General features: G+C 36.2%; 28 protein-coding genes and 2 pseudogenes. 12 read left to right on the top strand and 18 right to left on the bottom strand.

The genetic code is table 11. The features are described 5' to 3' along the window. The first annotated feature begins 9 nt into the window (after window positions 1-9). From rpmB to N7U66_RS08365, 5 genes are all read left to right on the top strand, one after another. Window positions 10-246, top strand: a complete 237-nt coding sequence (gene rpmB / locus N7U66_RS08385; protein ID WP_044399395.1) for a 50S ribosomal protein L28 — start codon at window positions 10-12, stop codon at window positions 244-246. A gap of 27 nt (window positions 247-273) precedes the next feature. Further along, window positions 274-456, top strand: a complete 183-nt coding sequence (gene rpmG, locus N7U66_RS08380; RefSeq protein ID WP_055435478.1) for a 50S ribosomal protein L33 — start codon at window positions 274-276, stop codon at window positions 454-456. Between the two features lie 8 nt (window positions 457-464). After that, on the top strand, window positions 465-617 hold the full coding sequence (locus tag N7U66_RS08375) for a DUF4295 domain-containing protein (protein WP_267678072.1): 153 nt from the start codon (window positions 465-467) through the stop codon (window positions 615-617). A gap of 419 nt (window positions 618-1,036) precedes the next feature. Then, a complete protein-coding gene (gene ftsY, locus N7U66_RS08370; protein WP_267678071.1) occupies window positions 1,037-2,011 on the top strand; it encodes a signal recognition particle-docking protein FtsY in 975 nt (324 codons plus the stop codon). A gap of 332 nt (window positions 2,012-2,343) precedes the next feature. Then, window positions 2,344-2,772: an SRPBCC family protein gene (locus N7U66_RS08365; RefSeq protein WP_267678070.1), complete on the top strand. Its 429-nt coding sequence runs from the start codon at window positions 2,344-2,346 to the stop codon at window positions 2,770-2,772. Between the two features lie 82 nt (window positions 2,773-2,854). Here the strand turns inward: N7U66_RS08365 and N7U66_RS08360 are convergent, their stop codons facing one another. From N7U66_RS08360 to N7U66_RS21575, 3 genes are all read right to left on the bottom strand, one after another. Beyond that, window positions 2,855-3,547 (bottom strand): fasciclin domain-containing protein, encoded by a 693-nt coding sequence (locus N7U66_RS08360; RefSeq protein WP_267678069.1) that lies wholly within the window; start codon window positions 3,545-3,547, stop codon window positions 2,855-2,857. A gap of 243 nt (window positions 3,548-3,790) precedes the next feature. Beyond that, window positions 3,791-4,300, bottom strand: coding sequence for a serine hydrolase domain-containing protein (locus N7U66_RS21580; protein WP_313791470.1), 510 nt, complete (start codon window positions 4,298-4,300; stop codon window positions 3,791-3,793). 1 nt (window position 4,301) lies between these two features. Continuing rightward, a complete protein-coding gene (locus N7U66_RS21575) occupies window positions 4,302-4,874 on the bottom strand; it encodes a serine hydrolase (protein WP_313791469.1) in 573 nt (190 codons plus the stop codon). Between the two features lie 108 nt (window positions 4,875-4,982). Here N7U66_RS21575 and rimO point away from each other — a divergent pair. The 4 genes and pseudogenes from rimO (at window position 4,983) to N7U66_RS08335 (ending at window position 8,377) form a co-directional block, all read left to right on the top strand. Continuing rightward, window positions 4,983-6,292, top strand: a pseudogene (gene rimO, locus N7U66_RS08350) (30S ribosomal protein S12 methylthiotransferase RimO). A 442-nt stretch (window positions 6,293-6,734) separates the two neighbouring features. Then, window positions 6,735-7,376: a hypothetical protein gene (locus N7U66_RS08345; protein WP_267678068.1), complete on the top strand. Its 642-nt coding sequence runs from the start codon at window positions 6,735-6,737 to the stop codon at window positions 7,374-7,376. Then, a complete protein-coding gene (locus N7U66_RS08340) occupies window positions 7,354-7,752 on the top strand; it encodes a dipeptidyl-peptidase 3 family protein (RefSeq protein ID WP_267678067.1) in 399 nt (132 codons plus the stop codon). The genes N7U66_RS08345 and N7U66_RS08340 overlap by 23 nt, the downstream gene beginning before the upstream one ends. Continuing rightward, on the top strand, window positions 7,742-8,377 hold the full coding sequence (locus N7U66_RS08335; protein WP_267678066.1) for a hypothetical protein: 636 nt from the start codon (window positions 7,742-7,744) through the stop codon (window positions 8,375-8,377). The genes N7U66_RS08340 and N7U66_RS08335 overlap by 11 nt, the downstream gene beginning before the upstream one ends. A gap of 582 nt (window positions 8,378-8,959) precedes the next feature. On the opposite strand, the pseudogene lysS reads toward N7U66_RS08335, so the two are convergent. Then, a pseudogene (gene lysS, locus N7U66_RS08330) lies at window positions 8,960-10,659 on the bottom strand (lysine--tRNA ligase). Window positions 10,660-10,792: 133 nt separating this feature from the next. On the opposite strand from lysS, the gene N7U66_RS08325 reads away from it, so the two are divergent. Next, window positions 10,793-10,924, top strand: a complete 132-nt coding sequence (locus N7U66_RS08325; protein ID WP_267678498.1) for a YqaE/Pmp3 family membrane protein — start codon at window positions 10,793-10,795, stop codon at window positions 10,922-10,924. Window positions 10,925-10,964: 40 nt separating this feature from the next. Then, window positions 10,965-11,666, top strand: a complete 702-nt coding sequence (lipB, locus tag N7U66_RS08320; protein WP_267678065.1) for a lipoyl(octanoyl) transferase LipB — start codon at window positions 10,965-10,967, stop codon at window positions 11,664-11,666. 242 nt (window positions 11,667-11,908) lie between these two features. Here the strand turns inward: lipB and N7U66_RS08315 are convergent, their stop codons facing one another. From N7U66_RS08315 to N7U66_RS08280, 8 genes are all read right to left on the bottom strand, one after another. Next, window positions 11,909-12,307 (bottom strand): GlcG/HbpS family heme-binding protein, encoded by a 399-nt coding sequence (locus tag N7U66_RS08315; protein ID WP_267678064.1) that lies wholly within the window; start codon window positions 12,305-12,307, stop codon window positions 11,909-11,911. Between the two features lie 187 nt (window positions 12,308-12,494). Then, window positions 12,495-12,692, bottom strand: a complete 198-nt coding sequence (locus tag N7U66_RS08310; protein ID WP_267678063.1) for a DUF1206 domain-containing protein — start codon at window positions 12,690-12,692, stop codon at window positions 12,495-12,497. 65 nt (window positions 12,693-12,757) lie between these two features. Then, complete coding sequence (locus tag N7U66_RS08305) at window positions 12,758-13,252, bottom strand: DUF1206 domain-containing protein (RefSeq protein WP_267678062.1); 495 nt, start codon at window positions 13,250-13,252, stop codon at window positions 12,758-12,760. Between the two features lie 100 nt (window positions 13,253-13,352). Continuing rightward, window positions 13,353-14,402: a nucleoid-associated protein gene (locus tag N7U66_RS08300; RefSeq protein WP_267678061.1), complete on the bottom strand. Its 1,050-nt coding sequence runs from the start codon at window positions 14,400-14,402 to the stop codon at window positions 13,353-13,355. Between the two features lie 112 nt (window positions 14,403-14,514). Beyond that, window positions 14,515-14,793 carry a hypothetical protein gene (locus N7U66_RS08295; protein ID WP_267678060.1) on the bottom strand — a complete coding sequence of 93 codons (279 nt, stop codon included), beginning with the start codon at window positions 14,791-14,793 and terminating at the stop codon, window positions 14,515-14,517. Beyond that, window positions 14,790-15,005 carry a hypothetical protein gene (locus N7U66_RS08290; protein WP_267678059.1) on the bottom strand — a complete coding sequence of 72 codons (216 nt, stop codon included), beginning with the start codon at window positions 15,003-15,005 and terminating at the stop codon, window positions 14,790-14,792. Before N7U66_RS08290 ends, N7U66_RS08295 begins: the two co-directional genes overlap by 4 nt. A 123-nt stretch (window positions 15,006-15,128) precedes the next feature. After that, complete coding sequence (locus tag N7U66_RS08285) at window positions 15,129-16,349, bottom strand: hypothetical protein (RefSeq protein ID WP_267678058.1); 1,221 nt, start codon at window positions 16,347-16,349, stop codon at window positions 15,129-15,131. Next, window positions 16,306-16,791 carry a hypothetical protein gene (locus tag N7U66_RS08280; protein ID WP_267678057.1) on the bottom strand — a complete coding sequence of 162 codons (486 nt, stop codon included), beginning with the start codon at window positions 16,789-16,791 and terminating at the stop codon, window positions 16,306-16,308. The genes N7U66_RS08285 and N7U66_RS08280 overlap by 44 nt, the downstream gene beginning before the upstream one ends. A gap of 39 nt (window positions 16,792-16,830) precedes the next feature. Here N7U66_RS08280 and N7U66_RS08275 point away from each other — a divergent pair, with 39 nt between their 5' ends. After that, window positions 16,831-16,968, top strand: a complete 138-nt coding sequence (locus N7U66_RS08275; protein ID WP_267678056.1) for a hypothetical protein — start codon at window positions 16,831-16,833, stop codon at window positions 16,966-16,968. Window positions 16,969-17,068: 100 nt separating this feature from the next. On the opposite strand, the gene N7U66_RS08270 is transcribed toward N7U66_RS08275, so the two are convergent. The 6 genes from N7U66_RS08270 to N7U66_RS08245 all read right to left on the bottom strand — a co-directional run bounded on the left by N7U66_RS08270 (window position 17,069) and on the right by N7U66_RS08245 (window position 20,829). Continuing rightward, window positions 17,069-17,764 (bottom strand): hypothetical protein, encoded by a 696-nt coding sequence (locus N7U66_RS08270; RefSeq protein ID WP_267678055.1) that lies wholly within the window; start codon window positions 17,762-17,764, stop codon window positions 17,069-17,071. Further along, window positions 17,761-18,222, bottom strand: a complete 462-nt coding sequence (locus tag N7U66_RS08265) for a hypothetical protein (protein ID WP_267678054.1) — start codon at window positions 18,220-18,222, stop codon at window positions 17,761-17,763. Before N7U66_RS08265 ends, N7U66_RS08270 begins: the two co-directional genes overlap by 4 nt. A gap of 61 nt (window positions 18,223-18,283) precedes the next feature. Next, on the bottom strand, window positions 18,284-18,556 hold the full coding sequence (locus tag N7U66_RS08260; protein ID WP_267678053.1) for a hypothetical protein: 273 nt from the start codon (window positions 18,554-18,556) through the stop codon (window positions 18,284-18,286). Between the two features lie 18 nt (window positions 18,557-18,574). Beyond that, window positions 18,575-19,810, bottom strand: coding sequence for a hypothetical protein (locus tag N7U66_RS08255; protein WP_267678052.1), 1,236 nt, complete (start codon window positions 19,808-19,810; stop codon window positions 18,575-18,577). A gap of 99 nt (window positions 19,811-19,909) precedes the next feature. Beyond that, complete coding sequence (locus N7U66_RS08250; RefSeq protein WP_267678051.1) at window positions 19,910-20,077, bottom strand: hypothetical protein; 168 nt, start codon at window positions 20,075-20,077, stop codon at window positions 19,910-19,912. Window positions 20,078-20,157: 80 nt separating this feature from the next. Beyond that, window positions 20,158-20,829, bottom strand: coding sequence for a C40 family peptidase (locus N7U66_RS08245; RefSeq protein WP_267678050.1), 672 nt, complete (start codon window positions 20,827-20,829; stop codon window positions 20,158-20,160). Window positions 20,830-20,887: the final 58 nt, after the last annotated feature.

Genomic DNA, 20,887 nt, shown 5'->3' with positions numbered 1-20,887 from the left:
TTATATATAATGTCAAGAGTTTGTGAACTTACAGGAAAGAAGGCAATGGTTGGAAACAACGTGTCTCACGCAATGAATAGAACTAAGCGTAGATTTAACGTAAACTTAATCAAGAAACGTTTCTTTATTGCTGAAGAAGACAAGTGGGTAACTTTAAAAGTATCTACATCAGCATTGAAGACAATCAATAAAATTGGTATCGTTGCTGCGTTAAAAGATGCAAGATCTAAAGGATTTTTAAAATAATAGCCACGGCATTTAAAGAATAAGATAATGGCAAAAAGAGGCAATAGAGTACAAGTAATATTAGAGTGCACAGAGCACAAGGAATCTGGACAACCAGGAACTTCACGTTATATTACAACAAAGAATAAAAAGAACACGCCAGATAGAATGGAGATAAAGAAATTTAATCCAATCTTGAAGAAAATGACTGTTCATAAAGAAATTAAATAAGAAAAGTAATGGCAAAGAAAACCGTAGCATCTTTACAGACATCGTCAAAGAGATTATCGAAAGCAATAAAAATGGTAAAGTCTCCAAAAACTGGGGCTTACATGTTTGTTGAATCAATTATGGCACCAGAATTCGTAGACGACTTTTTTAAAAAGAATTAAGTTTATAAATTCGTGTTTTGATTTTTAAAATACGTCATGGAATGAATTGCGCGTGAAGTGTAATTTTTTTCGTAAAATAAATAAAGCTGCCTTCTCTATAGAATGCAGCTTTTTTAATGTCATCATGTTTTGAAAGTATTATCATGTAAATAAATGTCTCCTACTTTTATAGTGGGCTTTTTTTTTGTGACAGCACAAACGCTTCAATATTTCCAAAATATTGCGTTTCTTTACGTAAGCAATGACAAAGTTGCAGTTTAAAATAAAAGGCGTGACTATTGCTACTCCTCTTCTGCATGTTAAGTCCCATGCTTAAGTTAATTACGAAGTGGCAGGAGCTCCAATTCTGAAAATTTGAGACGCCACCGTAAACGTAAACCGCCTAAAGGGGTCGGGTGACAACTAAACAAAAGAAAAAAATGAGTTTTTTTAAAAAAATATTCTCTTCAGAAAAAAAGGAAACCTTAGACAAAGGTTTAGAAAAAACAAGTGCAAGCTTTTTAGGTAAATTAAGTAAAGCTGTTGCTGGAAAAGCTAAAGTCGATGATGATGTATTAGATAACCTAGAAGAAGTATTGGTGTCTAGTGATGTTGGAGTAAATACGACTTTAAAAATTATTGGACGTATAGAAGAACGGGTCGCAAAAGATAAGTATCTAGGAACGGAAGAGCTCAACCAAATTTTGCGTGAAGAAATTGCTGGACTACTAAGCGAAACCAACTCAGGTGACGCTGTAGAATACACTATCCCAGTATTGCCAAAACAAGCAGATGGAACAAAAACACCTTATGTTTTAATGGTTGTTGGTGTTAATGGGGTTGGTAAAACAACAACCATTGGTAAGTTAGCGTATCAATTTAAAAAGAAAGGCTTAAACGTGGTGTTAGGAGCAGCAGATACGTTTCGGGCAGCAGCAATAGATCAATTACAGGTTTGGGCAGACAGGGTTGAGGTGCCTATGGTGCGTCAAGATATGGGGAGTGATCCTGCGAGTGTGGCATTTGATGCATTACAATCAGGAGTTACCCAGCAAGCCGATGTGATTATTATTGATACCGCAGGCCGTTTACACAATAAGGTGAATTTAATGAATGAATTAACCAAAGTAAAACGGGTGATGCAAAAAGTGATAGGCGAAGCACCACACGATGTGTTATTGGTTTTAGATGGTTCTACTGGACAAAATGCCTTTGAGCAAGCTAAGCAGTTTACAGCCGCTACTGAAGTGACGTCTTTGGCCGTTACAAAACTCGATGGCACCGCAAAAGGAGGCGTAGTTATTGGGATTAGTGATCAGTTTCAAATTCCAGTGAAATATATTGGTGTAGGCGAAGGGATTGAAGATTTACAAGTCTTTAATAAATATGAGTTCGTAGATTCTTTTTTTAAATAACACCTTTTACCAGGTTTGTTAGGGCTGCCTTTTTATTGCATTATTAGTTATGCACGCCATAGTTATACATATGCCCGAACTAGAAAAAAACATAGTGCGTTATCTCTAAAGCTTCTGTGATCTACTTCGTTTTTTAGGAGAATAACTTATGTCTTTATAGCGCTCTAATTCCGAAGCGTTTTATTTATTCTTTAAAAGCCACAATTTTCTGTTGGCAAGCATCTAAGAACCAAAATTTCAGTGATTATATAATTATCACTATATTTAATCTATTGATTTTATATTTCCGTTTTGTGGTTATGTATGTCAATTTATTCAACGCTTTAATCCTTATGGCTCATAACATTTACCACAATCTCGTCATTAGAGCTTCGAAAGAAGCCATCTTCAATGCGTTCACACAACCGGAACATTTAAATAATTGGTGGACATTAACAGCGTCTCGAGAACCAAAACTGGAAGCAGAGTACAATCTTAATTTTACAGAGCAGTATGATTGGTACGCCAAAGTGTTAGAAGTGGAACAAAATGAAGCCTTTTATTTAAAAATAACCAAAGCAGATGACGATTGGAATCCCACGACCTTTGGGTTTCAACTCACCACTATTGAAAAGGGGACACTTGTCGCTTTTTCACATACAGGATGGAAAGACGCTAACCATCATTTTAAACACACCTCTTTCTGTTGGGCACTTTTACTTAATGCCTTAAAAAACTATTTAGAGAAGGGGACAGTCATTCCTTTTAAAGCACGCGAATAACAAGTAATTATAAAAAAGACATAAAAAAGCACTTTAACCCTGAGCGGTTAAAGTGCTTTTTTATTTCACATTGTACTTTTTTCTATGGTAAGTTTGGCATCATCACACGATTAATAGCATGTACAACACCATTTTTGGCATTGGTGTCTGCTTTGATGACTCTAGACTTGTTGCCATTAATATCGGTAAGAATCACGTTTTTCCCTTCCAACGCTGCAACGAAATTTTGCCCCATGGCAGAGGTGATAATAAAATTATTATTGTTCTTCTTAATATTTTCTACTAGCTTATCTGCTTTTAAATTTCCCATGAAGACATGGTATCTTAATATTTTATCTAATTTCGACTTATTTTCAGCCTTTAATAAGTCTGCCACTGTGCCCTCAGGTAGTTTGTCAAAGGCTGCGTTTGTAGGCGCAAAGACTGTAAAGGCGTCATCTGCATTAAGTAGTGTTTCTAATCCAGCAGCTTTTGCAGCAGCAACAATTGTGGAAAAATCCTTACTACTTCCAGCGACATCTAAAACACTAACAGATACGTCGCTGTTTAAATCATTGTTCTTTAAATCTGTTTTGAAATCTTCGTTGGTGTCATTATAACTCAATGCTGTTGTATCTGTAACAGGCATGGTTGTTTCGTAATCGTATTCTACATCTTCATCTTCTACTTCCATGGTGGTCATGTTATCATCTGTTTTGTTTTTTTTATCTTCACCACATGAGGTTGTAATCATGGATAATATCAAAGCGGGTACTATTAAATATTTTATTTTCATAATATATTGGTTTTTATGTTCAATCATAAATTAATAATTATACGTGATTCTATCACTATTTTCGAGCTTTTGAGGTAATTAAAATAGGAAATAAGTTAGTATTTCCGGTGAGGCTACTTTTTCATACCTTAAAAAAATCATGTTAATGAATGGCAGCGTTTTAGATTGAAACTTTGTCATGCATAGAAGAAAAAAAATGTTATTAACGACTACTACTTTCGATTATTATAAGGATATAAGAAGTTAATTAAGAACCATATTAATTTTCTCCCATAAAACGTTATCAAAAGAGGATAGTCCAAAGGTTGCATTATCTGCCGCGTCTCCCATTCTAACAATCACAAGATTGTGACTGGGTACAACATAAATTTTCTGATCATTCTTGCCTAAAGCGCAAAACATATCTTCAGGGGCATTGGGTATCAATTCCCCTAAAAAACTGAGTTGCGTCTGTGGGAGCCGGTACGTAGATTTTCCGTTCAACCACCACATATAACCATACGCTTCATTATCATCTTGAGAGGCCGTCGTGGCATCTGCAATAAAGCCTTCAGAAACAATTGGTGTGTTTTCCCATTGTCCTTTGGCAGAAAGCATCAAACCAAAACGCGCCATGCTTCTTGTGTTACTCCAATATACATTTAAGTCACCTAAAAATATCCACGAGCCATTCATGCCAATTCTATCTCTAAGTTTGGTATTGAAATAATTAGTCCAAGTGGTATGGCTTGCTTGTGAAATAACGTCTTGCATTTTAACATAAGCATTGTGGTACGCCCAGCGTGTTCCAGCATCTGCAAGATATTGCAGATTTTCTCGGAGCTACCGAATCTCCTAATGTATCATCCGGACCTGAATTCATGGACAACAGATTTTTACATAAAATTAAAGCTTCTTTTCTCGGCGGTGCGCTTGTCCAACCATCACCAATATAGGTAGACACTTTATGGTCTATGTTTATTAGTCCTTCATCTTGAGCAATACCGTAAAGGGTTGTGGTTAAGGTTTTTCCAGCGCTTGCCCAATACCAGTTGGCTGTAGCGCTATGATTATTAAAATAGTGCTCCACGACTATACGGCCATTATGTAATATTATAAAACTCTTCGTGTTTTGTTGCTCTAAAAAAGTTAAAAGCGGCGTTAAATGGTTTGTGTTCCATCCCAAAGTTTCCGGCGCAGTCGTTTCCCAAATCTCACTGTTTAATGGGGGGAAGTAAACAGAGCTACCTTCTACATTTGTCGCATTTCGAACAATACCCTCATCGGAGGAACAACTTAAACCAATAACAAAAAGACATAGAAAAAGGCGGTGTACTACTGTTTTCATAGGGGCTGTTTTTTAAACTTGGACTACTAAAATAGTAAAAGGTTTAAACTAAATTGATTAAACGATAATCATAAAGGATTATGTATCTTTGCAATCCAAAATTGAGATATGCGTACAAAGTCACTTAAAAAGAACAAGATCAACGTGATAACATTAGGTTGTAGTAAGAATGTTTACGACAGCGAAGTGCTAATGGGACAACTAAAAGCCAGTGGGAAAGACGTTGTGCATGAAGAAGAGGGCAATATTGTGGTGATTAACACCTGTGGCTTTATTAATAATGCCAAAGAGGAAAGTGTGAATACGATTCTCGGAATACATGCAGAAGAAGGAAGATGGTGAGGTAGATAAGGTTTTTGTAACGGGTTGTCTTTCGGAGCGCTATAAACCAGATTTACAAAAGGAAATTCCAAATGTCGATCAGTATTTTGGAACAACAGAATTGCCTAGCCTTTTAAAGGCGTTAGGGGCAGATTATAAGCATGAATTAATTGGCGAACGTTTAACGACCACGCCTAAAAACTATGCTTATTTAAAAATTGCTGAAGGTTGTGACAGGCCTTGTAGTTTCTGCGCCATTCCATTGATGCGTGGAAAACATAAAAGTACGCCTATTGAAGATCTTGTAATTGAAGCGGAAAAATTAGCAGCTAATGGGGTGAAAGAATTGGTCTTAATAGCTCAAGATTTAACCTATTACGGATTAGATTTATATAAGAAAAGGAATTTAGCCGAGTTACTAGAAAACTTAGTCAAAGTGGATGGTATCGAGTGGATTCGTTTGCATTACGCCTTCCCAACAGGTTTTCCAATGGATGTCTTAGAGGTGATGAATCGTGAACCAAAAGTGTGTAATTATTTAGATATCCCTTTACAGCATATTAGTGACGATATTCTTAAAAGCATGCGCCGCGGTACAACAAAAGAAAAAACAACTAAATTACTTAAGGCGTTTAGAAAAGAGGTCCCGCACATGACCATTCGTACGACGTTAATTGTTGGTTATCCAGGAGAAACTGAAGAACACTATCAGGAGTTAAAAGAATGGGTTCGTGAGATGCGTTTTGAACGCTTGGGATGTTTTACCTATTCTCATGAGGAAAACACACATGCATTTAATCTAGTTGATGATGTTCCGAGAAGAGGTAAAGCAACAGCGTGCTAATGAGATTATGGAAATACAGTCGCAAATTTCATGGGAATTAAACCAGCACAAAATCGGACAAGAATATAAAGTGGTGATAGACAGAAAAGAAGGTGATTATTTTGTGGGTCGTACAGAATTTGACTCGCCGGATGTGGATAATGAAGTCTTAATTGAAGCCTCTAATACCTATTTAAAAACTGGAGAATTTACTACGGTAAAAATTACAGAGGCTGCCGATTTTGATTTGTACGGCGAAGTGGTGCCATCTTAAAGGTGGGCCAATGCTGGCTTTGTGGCTAGTGGTTTTTCAAGAACATTTAATGGATGTGGTTTTATTTAAATGAATTTAGATGAAAGTCATATCCATTCTTTAATATAAATTAAGACCTAAGGTGTCTTGATGTTTGGAGTCTCTAATGTTATCACATAACCATTAGCAAAACTTGAAAATTTGCTGTTCATGTTATAGTACGATACACCTCTCTTGTATCGGTTTTCTCTTACACTTATCATAGTAAAACAGAACCTTCCGGTTGTTTCTTGTAATGATTTTTTGATTGCGTTGTTTTGGCGGTACTTAAGACCGAAACCACAGAATTTTTAATCTTAATGACATGTTTTATAGGGGTGCTAATAGGTTGATTATCACAATTTGTAATTTATTAATACAAAATCCCTAACTTTACCACAAACCAGCAATTAATTTTTAGAACATGAAAAACACCATATATCTGTTAGTATTCGTTTGTATATTTTCCTGTAAAGAAGACGTCCAAGAAACAGAAACCACGACCACCGAAACACCAAAATCAGAAATGCAGTCCAATTTAGATAAATATGTTAGTGTGAAACTAACCAGTGATTTAAGTGCGTTAAGCGATAAAGAAAAAGAAATGCTGCCGATTCTAATGGAAGCGGCAAATAAAATGAATGATTTGTTTTGGTATGAAGCCTATGGGGATTGTGATGCTTTACTCAATAGTATTTCTGATGAAACAACCAAGACCTATGTAAAAATAAACTATGGCCCTTGGGACAGATTAAACAATAACAAACCTTTTATTGATGGTGTAGGTGAAAAGCCCAAAGGCGCTAATTTTTATCCTAAAGACATGTCTAAAGAGGAGTTTGGCAGTGCTACTTTAGATAATAAATCCAGTATTTACAATTTTGTAAGACGCGATGGTGCGGGCAAATTATTCACTATTCCCTATTACAAAAAATTTGAAGTAGAAGTTAAACAGGTGTCCGATTTACTTTTAAAAGCGGCTGAACTTGCTGAAGACAAAGGGTTGAAAACCTATTTAGAACTTCGGGCGGCGGCTTTATTAAATGATGACTACCGAGAAAAGTGATTTGGCTTGGATGGATATGAAAACAAACACCTTAGATATCGTTATAGGCCCAATAGAAACCTACGAAGATCAATTGTTTGGAAACAAAGCGGCGCATGAAGGCTATGTGTTAATTAAAGACCAGGCATGGAGTAAAAAACTAGAAAAATTTAGCAGCTTTTTACCGGAGCTTCAACAAGGATTGCCTGTTGATGCAAAATACAAAAAAGAAACACCCGGAACAGATAGTGATTTAAATGCTTACGATGTAGTGTTTTATGCGGGCGATTGTAATGCGGGAAGTAAAACCATTGCTATAAACTTACCAAATGACGAGGAAGTTCAGCTTAAAAAAGGAACCGAGACGCTTGCAGCTAAAAAATGCGATGCAGGCTAAATTTGATAAAATCCTAATGCCTATTTCTCAGATTTTAATAGATGAAAGTCAAAGGCAACACATTACTTTTGATGCTTTTTTTGAAAACACGATGTTTCATGAAGTAGCACACGGTTTAGGCATAAAGAATACAATTAACGGGAAAGGAACCGTAAGAACGGCGCTTAAAGAATACGCCAGTGCTTTAGAAGAAGGTAAGGCCGATATTTTAGGCTTGTATATGGTGGAGCAACTCCATGAAAAAGGCGAATTAACCAATGATTTGAAAGATAATATGGTCACGTTTATGGCAGGTATTTTTAGATCGGTACGCTTTGGAGCCTCGAGTGCACACGGTAAGGCGAATATGATTCGTTTTAATTTCTTTAATCAAATGGGTGCATTTACCGGAAATAACGATGGTACCTATATTGTTAATTTTGAAAAAATGCAAAGCGCTATGGAAATGCTGTCACAAGTGATTTTAACCTATCAAGGGGATGGTGATTATGAGGGTGTTGCTAAATTTGTTGTGAATTACGGTGGTATTGCTAATGTCCTTCAAAAAGATTTAGAGCGTTTAAGTGAAGCTAATATACCTGTAGATGTAGTGTTTGAACAAGGGGCTTCCGTATTGGGATTATAGCCATTTGTTTCGTTTAAAAAGAACGGGTTAAGGTTGGCTCTTAAGTTTTACGAAATAGAAAATAGAGGACTGATTTTTATATTTGAGACCAATTCCTTGAGGTGTGTTTTAACCTATAAATCCAATATTTGGACGAGTTTTCTCACGTTTTTTTAGTCTAATGCGGTATAATTCAGAAGTTTGTTTTATTTTTATCATCTAACAACCTACGCATGTTAATCTATATCATAAGTATTTCTATACTATCCATAACTGTTTGTGGGATTATAAGTGTGTCTAGAACATTAACTAAAATCCGGGTCTCAAGAGAACAAGGTAGAAATATTGCTAAAAAAAATAGCTATTATAAATTTTTGGCAGCTACATTCTTAAATTTACCCTCTTAGTCTTTCTTTAGTTCCTATTGGTATACTACATTTATAATGAAGGTCTAGTTTTTAGATCCTTTTTGATGGTGCCACTTTCTGTACCATTTGTTTTTTAAGTAGCGGTTTAGTAATTGGCATCTAATAAAAAAAGGAACTACATTTCTGTAATTCCTTTTTAATACTATGTCTTGCAGAAAAACGTTCCGCATGAGGTCTACTTAACAAGTTCCACAAACAAACCGTCATCGGTTTTACTCACCTTAGCCACATTAAGTTTTGTTAAACCCTTTATGGTTTTATCCCATTTTTTATTACTTAAACCAGATTGGGTTTTTAAATCGTTTAAGTCAATAGGGGTCTGTTTCTTTAAAATGTCAAAGACTGCTTTTTCATCCTCGTTCATAGGTATTGCTTTTTTCTCTCGGGCGCATTTGCGGGAAGAACAATACTTCTTGAATGGATTGATTATTCGTTAAAAACATGATTAAGCGATCCATGCCAATCCCCATGCCGGAGGTTGGAGGCATGCCATATTCTAAAGCACGTAAAAAATCGTAATCTATAAATTCAGTCGCTTCGTCATCGCCTTTTTGAGCTAATTTTAACTGGTGCTCAAAACGTTCGCGTTGGTCTATGGGGTCATTCAATTCTGAATAGGCGTTTGCGATCTCTTTTCCGCAAACCATCAATTCAAAACGCTCCGTTAATTCAGGGTTCTCGCGATGTTCTTTGCATAATGGACTCATCTCTTTCGGGTAATCTGTAATAAAAGTAGGTTGGATGTAATTACCTTCGCATTTTTCGCCAAAGATTTCATCAATTAATTTGCCTTTCCCCATAGTATTATCCACAGCGATACCCATGCCTTTCGCTGCCATACGAATCTCTTCTTCTGTTTTTCCATTAATATCAAAACCGGTAAACTCTTTAATCGAGTCTGCCATGGTAATACGTTTGTATGGCGCTTTAAAGTTTATTTTGTGCTTGCCAAAAGTAGCTTCAGAGGTTCCGTTTACGGCAATCGCGCAATATTCTAAAAGACGCTCACAAAAATCCATCATCCAATTGTAGTCTTTATAGGCGACATAAATTTCCATGGCTGTAAATTCCGGATTATGCGTACGGTCCATACCTTCATTTCTAAAGTTTTTAGAAAACTCATAAACACCATCAAATCCACCAACGATTAAACGTTTTAAATACAACTCATTGGCAATACGCATATATAACGGCATATCTAAACTGTTATGGTGCGTAATAAAAGGACGTGCTGCTGCACCTCCAGGTATGGGTTGTAAAATGGGGGTTTCTACCTCAAAATAACCCGCGTCGTTAAAGAAATGACGCATGGCATTAAACAATTTGGTGCGTTTTACGAATACGTCTTTCACGTGTGGATTCACCGCTAAATCGGCATAACGTTGTCTGTAGCGCATTTCTCGGATCTACAAAAGCATCGTGTGCATTCCCTTCGGCATCTATTTTTGGTAATGGTAAGGGTTTTAAAGCTTTGCTTAATAATTTAAAGTCTTTAACCATCACTGTTTTTTCGCCAACCTTCGTGGTAAATAACTCGCCCTCAATACCAATAAAATCGCCTATATCTAAAAGCTTTTTATAGATGTTGTTATATTTGCTTTTATCTTCTCCTGTACAGATTTCATCTCTATTAAAATAGACCTGTATTCTACCATCGCTATCTTGTAATTCAGCAAAACTGGCATTACCTTGAATACGTCGAGACATTAATCGCCCAGCGATAACCACCTGTTTCCCTTCTTTAAAGTCCTGTTTGACCTGCTTAGAGGTTTCAGATACTGGAAATAAATCTGCTGGATAAGGGTTAATCCCTAACTCACGTAGTTTCGCGAGTTTTTCTCTTCGTACGAGCTCTTGCTCAGATAATTGTGACATAATACGTTTTCTGTAAAAAATTTGAAGCCACAAAGATAATGCTTTGTAACAAAATGCCACAGATTGCGTCCTATTTATACATCATCAATCAATTAAAATCAAATTATGAGTTTCTCGGAGAGTATTACTTTCAATTATTTGTCCGCCATTAGCCGTTTTAGATAAAGGTTGCGGCTCTATTATTATTACTTTTTTATTGTGGCTTTGCGGCTGGGTTCCAGGCGTTATTGCGGCATTAGTGATCTTAAACAATCCGAAGAACTAACCCTTAGTTTTCTTTATTATTTATCGTAATTTTGTGGTCTATGAATAAACAGATTGCATTACAAGATTTAGGATCTAAAGATTTTAAAGACACCTGGGATTATCAGGAAGAATTGTTTAAGGGGATTTTAGATACTAAAATTAAAAACAGGAGAGAAGCTGCCGGTTTAAAAACCAAGAATTACTTTTTGTTTGTAGAGCATCCACACGTCTATACCTTAGGCAAGAGTGGTGATGTTTCTAACTTATTATTAGACGAACAACAACTCACTGAAAAAGGGGCGACCTTTTATAAAATTAATAGAGGTGGTGACATTACCTATCATGGGCCTGGGCAAATTGTAGGGTATCCCATTCTAGATTTAGATAATTTTTTCACAGACATTCATAAATACCTTCGGTTTCCGGAAGAAATGATTATTCTCACGCTAGAAGAGTATGGCTTAAAAGCAGAGCGTTCTCCGGGAGAAACTGGAGTTTGGTTGGATGTGGGGACACCATTTGCTAGAAAAATTTGTGCGATGGGTGTTCGCGCCAGTCGTTGGGTAACCATGCATGGTTTTGCCTTAAACGTGAATGCAAATTTGGGATACTTCGACAATATTATTCCCTGTGGTATTCGCGGTAAAGCGGTAACCTCACTTCATGTGGAGTTAGGCAAAAAAACAGTAGACGAAGCAGAAGTTAAAACAAAGTTGCTGAAGCATTTTGCAATCCTTTTTGAAGCGGAATTTGTAAAATAGTTTACTAAAAATTATATTTTATTAACAATGAAGCATGCTCGTTAATTTTTTTACGCGGTTTTTCATGCTTTTAGGATTTTTTTAGTTTTTGGATAGCATTTGAAAATTTCAATACAGTCAAGAAAATCGGAAGGGATTCTAAAGAATAAAGGAAGGATTTAAAAATCCTTGATGTTATAAAGTATAAAAGAGGATAACAACACTTTTAATTACCCCCTTTAATAGATATTAATGGTGTTGTTTTAAATTGCCGATGCTCCTGTCTCTGCAACGGCATGATCGTTTTCAACAGAGCTTCCACTAACTCCAACAGCTCCAATAATGTCACCCGCAGCATTTTTAATGGGCACGCCACCCGGAAAAGTAATAAGGCCATGGTTTGAATGTTCGATACCAAATAATGGTTGCCCTGGTTGAGATAGTTCTCCTATTGATCCCGTATTCATGTCAAAAAAACGAGCGGTTTTAGCTTTTTTTATTGCGATGTCTAACGAGCCTAACCAAGCACCGTCCATGCGAACAAAAGCGACTAAATTTGCTCCTGCATCTACAACGGCAATATTCATTTTGGTATCAATGGCAATCGCTTTTTCTTTTGCTATTGTAATGATTTTTTCTGCTTGTACTAAAGTAATATTCATAATTTAATTGTTTTTATTATTATTTGCAGGTCGTTCTATTGGGGAAGCGTTTAGTCGATTCTGTTTTGACTTAAGTCCTTCAAGAACTTAACATATTCAAAAGACGGGTATGCTTTAGAAGTGCAATATATTACTAGCTATTTATTAAAGTCAAAAAAGCTTTATAGGACCTTTTTAACGATAAATATTAGAGCTTTAAAGTCGCATATTTAGACCGAATGAGCATAAAGACCCCATAGCCTAAAAGCCCTATGGTTATAATGATTAATGGAATTTTTCCGAATTCGCTGTTGATATAACCGAACACATCGGTTTTTCCTGATAATTGGGTGTTACTAGCAGTGATTGTAAGAAATCCCGCTAATAAAAAAACGAGGCCACGCATGGTGTACCCAAAACGCCCCCATTTGAGCAGTTTCGATTGAACATCAGGACTTAGATCGGTATTTTCTAAATCATCTTTATATTTTTTCGAGTAGGCCTGATATATTTCATAAATGCCTTTAGCGATGATGAGAAGACCAATAATCCACAATAAAAGGTCACTATTATATAGGCCGAAGCGTTACTACTTTTAGAAGATGCACTGGTTTGTGAGCCTAAAATTAATTGAATAGCATAAACACTAAGAAGGGCATAAATAATGCCGCTTGCTATGTAACTCACTCTGGTAATAATCCCTTTAATATCATTTTCTTTTTGTTCAGGATTAGCTAAGCCTTGATAAAATCTCCAAAAAACAAATCCTAATAATCCCAAGGCAATGATGGATAGTAAAACAACACTGTAATTTTGCTTAGCTAAATATTCTAAGGCATCTTTACTACCGTAATGCGCCCCACCGGCATTTATAGCAGAGAGCAAGGTTAGTATACTTAATAAAATATAAACAACGCCTTTTGAAGCGATGCCAAATCGGGAAAAGAGTTCTTTTTTACTAGACATAATTAGTGATATTTTCAAGCTAAAGATAAAAATTTCTTCTAATCAAGTTGACCTAATAGATTAATAAGCGTACTTAAAAACAGCTGTGTTTATATAAAGTTTATCCTTCTGCATTAAAAAACACTTTATAATAATACATTTTTTTATCTTCATCATAACCACGTTCAAGATGTTCGCTAGCCGCCTCGGGCGCGTCAATATCCAATTTTATTTGTATATGGGTATCTAGTTTTATGTCTGTTTTTATTTTCTTCTTTTCTTTAGAAACAACAGCTTCAGCTAAATCAAATTGGTTGCGTAAAACAAAATCGGCACCCGTCTCGTATTCCTTTTTAAAATCTTCAAACAATTGAATGTGCTTTTCTTCGGCAAACACCTCTTCTTTAAAACGTTCGATATTGACAATTTCATTTTCCTTAAAAAAATCAATAGTCTTAGCCAAAAAGATATTGCGTTCTTGCTCACCGTAACTTGGTTTCAAAATTTCGGTGGAAAACTCTTTACAAAGATCAATATAGTTGTGTGTGTGATTATTACTATCATCGGCATATTTTATATTCAAAAATTTGTCTAGCCAATATTGGGCATCGTAACTATTATTATCAACACTTAAAACAATACTGCCTTCCATATCGGTTTGATTTAAAATCAAACACCCTTTATCCACTTTTTTAGAACTGATTCCTTTTTGAACCAATACGTCATAACTATTATCTTCTAAATAGGTTTGAAAGAAGTTGATTTTGTTTTCAATTTTAAAAATCCCAATAGCATTGGTTACCATGTCTTTATATTCTATACCTTCAAAAACAGCAACTAACACATCGCCCGTTTTAATTTGAGCAGAATCTGATTGTTCGTATAAATGTTTTACAATGTTTTTTGAAGCTTCTACAAAGCCATCATCCTCATTAAAAATTTGTTTGGCGTAAGCATTAATCTCATTTAAATCTACATTGGCATGGTGATTAAAACGAAAACTTTGAACGACGCTTCCAAATGGACGCAAAAGAAAGGGCAGCATTAATTCGTAACTAGCTTCATCAAAATGCACTTCTTTATCAGAAAAAGCATTTTTGGTGTCGTTATGTTTATTACCAACTTTATGAATTATGAATTTTGAAATGCTCGCGCTTTTACGTGTAATCATCTTGAAAAAAATATTGAATTTTAAAATGCAATAGTAGGCATTTCAATAGAAAAACGAAATAAAAAAAACCGAAGAGTTTTGTCTTCGGTTTTTAAAAGTATTTCAGATAAAGTTAATACTCTAATCCAAAATAGTCCATCGCTTCCGCGTACGACATGCTACTTATATTTTTACTTGTTTTACCTGCGGGAGTACCAGCAACTAAAACAAAACGAAGTTTTAGACTTCCTTGAGTGAAATTAGCTTTTAATGTGACTTGACCAACTTCAATACGATCAATTTCTAAAATAATACTGCCTCCAGTACTTAAAGGAAGCACCTCCCAATAATCATTACCTGTTACGGTAACATAAGCGTAGACGATACCATTGTCATAAATGTCTTGTGTCAATTCGGAAGGGCAAATACAGTGTTGCCATTATTAATCGTTTGGTTTTCAAAAAGGACCGAAGTGACATTTGCATTTCCATTCGTACCGTTGGTTCCTGCAATCCCTTGCTCACCTGGCGGCCCTTGTTCTCCATCTTCCGGTGAACATGAAACGCTAAAAGCAACTAATAATGCCAATGTTAAATACTTCATTTTTAATACTAAATTTTTCATTGTTTTAATTTTAAGTGATTAATATGTTTATTCTTTTAATGGTCTTGGAAATGAAAAGTTAACAGTTTACTTTAAAAAAAATTGAGCAGTATTTTTGTTTGACTTAAGAAACCTAGGGTGCCGTTAATAATTCCTGTAACCATTAAATGTATTTACATAATTATTAATGGTTGCTTCATCGGTGGTGTTTCCATGTTCTAAAAGGACTGCACGTGCCCAGGCTCTATAACGACGAATAACTAGATCGTCTTGACCCTGTAAAGCAGGTGCGGAGTTATTATTGGTCAATCTACTCCAATCTCTTTGAACGTTATTAACTATTGGGCTGGCAAAACTACGTGAGACTTCTGCTGGAATCATTGTTCTTTCTCTTCGGCTTAACCTAATCATGTTATTACAATATACCCCTATGGCGTTTGCTAATGTCGTATCGTGACTATCTCGGCCTGCCAAAGTACGTTGGGATTCGGAAATCACATCATTAGTAAACCCAGTAAAATCCCTATGTAATTGTGTTAATTCCTGTCGTTGTATATCTGCTGTGTTTGCAATAACGGGTTCATCATCAAAAGTATGCATGTTAGGTGCGGTAAAGCGAATAAATTCGACATACCTTCTCTCGTCTCTAATAATCTCAGTGGCTAAACAAATGCGATCTCCGGATCTTGCACCCGCAGTTAAATAGTCATGGTGAATATCTCTTAAATCGGTTGTTCTGTCAATAACGCGCCCAATATGTGATGGGTCACTTCTTGAAATCATTGCCCTTCGAAGGTTGGACGAATTTGAGACTAAAGTTTCTCTAAACTCATCATAATTGCGTTTAAATGAGGTGCAGGTTTCAAAATGATTTGGCACGTGACTTGCTGGTGCATGACCAGAATTTGGCCTGTCATTTTCGAGGGTATTATTTTCTTCCGCAGCTGTGTAATTATTTTCTGTTTGGTTTCCACCTCCTTTTGAAATAGGTTCAGAGCCATGAGTATCGTTATTGTCATTATTCGGGTACATGGAGTCACTTTGGCTGCCTTTATGAGATGCTGGAGTTTCACGATCGGAATGATTATAATCGTCATAAGGGGGGTCGTTTATGGGTTCCTCATTTTGGTAGCTTGAACCCCCTTTTGAAGTAATGTTTCCGTAATTGTAGTGATCGTCATTACTGTAAGTATCATTAGTTGGCGTCCCATTTCCTTTCGATGGATACTCGTCATTGGAGTATGATCCGGAGGAATTACCGGAATTTTTGGAAGGGCCGGAGACGTCTTGGTTATCATCATATCTGTCACGACTATCATAATTATCGCCGAGAAGAAGGTCTGTCTTTTGTCGATGGCCCGCCATGAGATTGAGAGGAGTTTCTAGAGCCTTTTGAATGTCCATAAGTGTCATTGTTACCATCATACCGATCATCCTCATAATAGTTATCACTCGAAGAAGCAGTGCCTTTTGTAGATTGGTTACCGTTAGATCGCGAGGAATTTCCAGAATTTTTCACATTTCCGGAGGCATAATTAGGGTCATTATAATAATCATAATGCGAAGACGTATTACTTTTAGATGAATGGCGGCTATTTGAATTGGAATTAGAAGGGTTTCCCGTGTCTTTTGAGTTAGTAGTATTAGAATAATCATCGTCATGAGCATATGCTCTAGAAGACGTGCCCGCTTTTGAAGCGCTGGAATTACTAGAACCTCGGGAAGTTCTTCCTTTTGAACCGCTTGTTGAAGATGAGCGACTGCCGCTTCCCTTCGATTGTCCTGAATTGTTTCTGTTTTTTGCCATGATTTCTATGTTTTAGTTTATGTGTAATCTGCTTTTTTAATGGGATTAGGGAACGGTTTTATTGTTTTCGCAATGACTCCAATTAATTGGAAACTATTATCGTTTTCCGCTGGTTTTGGTATCCCTTCAAGTGGTATGTCAAATGTTAATGCTTTTGCAGCACTCGTTTTAAAATGAAAAACAACGGGTCTGTAGTCATCAAGAGCTACCTGCAGCGTATAATCCCGTTTACTGGTTAAAGTGGCTGTTAGTCTTTTGTTGGTATTTCCTATGCTAACTAATACTGGCTTATTTTGATAAAGAATCTTAACCGCTTCGGGTTAACAAAGAGCGTCTCCTCTGTAGTTTTGTCTTTAAATAGGAATGTGCAGTTGGTATTACTCAGAGCTAATGGAATATGTAGATTTGTTACCATGGGTGATGCCATATAAAAGAAAGGCGCCACTTTTGCTTTTTGAACGGTGTTCTTTGGTGTGCTAATTTTTACTTGAAGTTTGGGTGCTAAGTTGATAAACTGCTTTTGTTTTTTTGATATAATTTTGTTTAGAGGTTGTTGTTTTTGCTTGTCATGTAATTTTGAACCTACATTCATAACCACTTTGCGGTCTATATTCAGTCCTTTATTAACAGAGGAAAGCGTTACTGGATTTTTAGAGTACAACTGAGACAAATTCATTATAAAAGGGCCTATATTTAGTGGGGTGTTCTTAGCTGCTAAAGCTTTGTTATGTTGCGAATCTGGTTTCAGATTTAAATCTACTTTTCGTATAAAAATGAGTTTGCTGGATATTTTTGGAATATCAATCTCCTCTTTATTTAGTAAGTTGATGTCCCAAAAAGGAGAGTGGAGTATGGACTCATCAAACCAGTCTCTTGTCACATTCACGAAGAGCAGCTCAAATTGTATAGTATCGATATCAATTTTAGAAATCTCGGTGGCACCAAAAACAGTTTGATAGTCTGAAACATTCATGTTTTTAAACAACCTTTGAAGTTCGGCGTATTGATTTTAATCTTTGTCCATTCTAATTCATCCGATTTATATAATTTTTTGGGTGAGCAAAAGGAAGGAAAATAATCGGTGTGGTGTGTTTTTGGGAATAACAGGTGAGATTTTATTTTTGTTTGTTTATTTACAAACCTGTTAAACTCATCTTTAATCGTTTCCAAAATTTCTGATTCAATGTTTTGCTTAGAACCTTCTGCTTCCCATTTTTCATGAAGTGCTAAAAGATGCGCCTCTTTCAATTTTATCTCTAATTCTATAATCGTTTTGTTAGATGCTGTTAGGCTTTCTTTTAAAGCAGTCATGGCTTTCGTTAATCTGATATTTTGCTCAAAAAAAGAATAGTAAAGCGGTTTTTCAACTGAGTCAACACTCTCTAGAGCATCAAAGAATAGTGGATGCTCATAAAGCATGTCAATAGTCAATGTTTACGGGTCTAAATATTTAAGGTGGTCAATAATTAATTTATACGGGTTATATAATAGATCATTTTCGTTTCCGAGAGACCGCCCGGAAATTTTTTTCCCTTGGAATGGTGTTTGAAATTTGAGAAAAGGAATACAAATCATCATTATACTTTCTCGCAGATTCTCCCGATAAGGAGGCGGAGTTGGAATCTAAGAATAAGAAATCATCATTTGTAAACCCTGCCGAAAACGGTGAAAAAACAAGACTATAGTCTTCTTTCGTGGCTGTTTCGACATGGTTTGTAAAAAAATCTTCTTTTATTTTTTCAAAAATGGTGGCTAATTGTGACATGATCATTAAGCTTTTTAGTTATACCCAGTCTTCAATATTAGGTTTGGCGTCAGGCGATTTAGGAAGTATGTGGCATTTAAAACCAATTAGTTGCATGCCTTCGACACTTATGCCTTGCCCTTCTCTGTGTGCATTGATATCTAACTCCCGGTTGTTGTTTTTATATTTACCGGACACATTAAAAGGGCCCCAGCCAACACTAGTCTCTGCTGAGGTGTTCTCTACGTCATCAACAAAAGCACTATTGCTTTTAGAGAATTTTAAGTGTAAATCTTTAACAAATATGGCAGTAGTGGTATAGGCTGGGATCATACCGTTAGGCGGCGTTTCACCATCTGATACCATATTATCTTTGAATTCCGGATTATTTTTGTCAAAACGCCAATACTTACTTGTTAAATAGTTCGTGTTAAACCAAGGTCTCACAATGGGAACCTGACAAATTTTAAACTCTAGGCTAAAGTTTGACGTATCAATTTTTCGTTCTGTTTTTTGTTTTTCATGTCCAACGCCTCCTGAGGCTCCAAAGCCAAAGAAGCCTGCACGTGCAGAAACACTTCCTGATTCGGAATGAAATTTGTAGTTAGATTGAAAGTCACTACTAGAAAAACTAAATTTTGTCCAACCGTTATCGGTCTCGGCAAATCCTCCAGGGATTAAGGATGAGTAGTAAAAGTCAGATCCGGATGCAGGACCAGTAAGTCTTGCTTTTTCCATATCATCGATGTATTGTTGTTTTAATGTAACCATGCTTCGACCTTCCACTTGGGCTATAAAAGCAGCAATTTGATCATACTCCTCTTTAAAGCCATTGGTGATCCAGTCGTTTTTAGCCGCCATCACTTTACTTCTTAAAATGGAAGCATTAATGCTCCAGTAATGAACAGCAGCAGGGTCTTTAGCTGCAAGGGCATTAACACGATGCGCATTGTACTCTAGGGCGTGATTAAGGTAGTTTTGAAGCTTTTCGTTGTATTTTTTCACCAACATGGTTTCTTCTAAAATCTCTTCTTCCTCTTCGGTAACAATATTTTTTTTTATCTTTTTTTCTTGAAGTAAACTTCGTAAACGTTCTATTTTCTTTTTGGTTTTTTCATCCGGTTCGAAATTAGCAACCTGACTAAATTTTAAAATATGTCGGTAAGCTAGTGATAAGGTGTTTTCAGGATTCCAAACATTCATGGTGACATCCCCTTTAACACCACTTGTATCAGGAATCATATCGGCTAACCTTGCTAGATTTTCGGCTTGCATATATTTTCTCGTAACATCCTGAGCTAATAATTGTTGAATTTCTTCGGGTGTTTTTTCTCTAGGAAGTTCTCTTTGTTCACCGTCTTCTAAGGGCTCCGGTTACGGCGATCTATAAAGACCAGTAAAGCCTGTAGATAAAAATTCTAATTCTTCTTTTGGGAATGGGATGCCAACAGAGAGCCAGGCGAGATAATTATCGTCTGATTTTGGAGCAACTTCATCGCCATTAGTTAAAATGTCATAGAGTTTTCCTAAAACGGAGTTCATGAGTACTTCGGGAGTACTTCTCTTTCTGCTGATACTTCTGTTTGATTTGCCATGATTTCTATTTTTTTATGGTTTACGGATTATGCTTTATTTGCTAATAGGCTTTCCATTAGTTTTTTAGTTTCACTATTATAAATGCCTGTATTTTTTATATGGGGTGATGTCGATTGTAAGCGTTCTAAGGCTTGTTGTGTTTTTATTCCAAAAATACCGTCAGAAGTCCCCGGGTTATACCCCGTAACTTTAAGCGCATTTTGAATGGCAACAACATGAGATCCTCTAGAGCCTTTTTCTAAAGTGGAAGCAGGTAAACGCACTGCGGTTGTGTTGGTCAACCTTCTAAAAGAGAGTAATCGTGCAGCAGGATATGCAGAAATTGATACAGCATCTCCCTGATTACCACCTAAGACGTAAATTCTAGATTGATCTTTAGCATAACCTAAATAAATACCAACATGACCAAATTGAGAATTGATACTGTCTCTCCAAAAGACAACAACATCGCCAGGCTCCGGGTTTTGTGTTTCGAATCCCACATTTAGCCACGATCGGGCAGAAGCCGATTTTGAATGTTGTAACCCAGCTTGGATTGCGACCCAGTTCATGAACGTACTACACCATGCCGTTTCATCATCATTAATCCATGTGAATTTCGAATCTTGAGCATATTTAATAATACGTTGGTTGTGGCGAGGTCCCTTAATTTCTTTTATGCCAAACTCATTGATGGCCACTTGAAGTAAATTTTTCATTTTTCTAGGTGTTACAATTGAATGCTGTTTTTTAATTAATAGTTCTTAAATTGGAAAG

This window comes from Lacinutrix neustonica (assembly GCF_026625145.1).
Taxonomy (GTDB): domain Bacteria; phylum Bacteroidota; class Bacteroidia; order Flavobacteriales; family Flavobacteriaceae; genus Lacinutrix; species Lacinutrix neustonica.
This window is presented reverse-complemented; position numbering and strand designations above follow the sequence as displayed.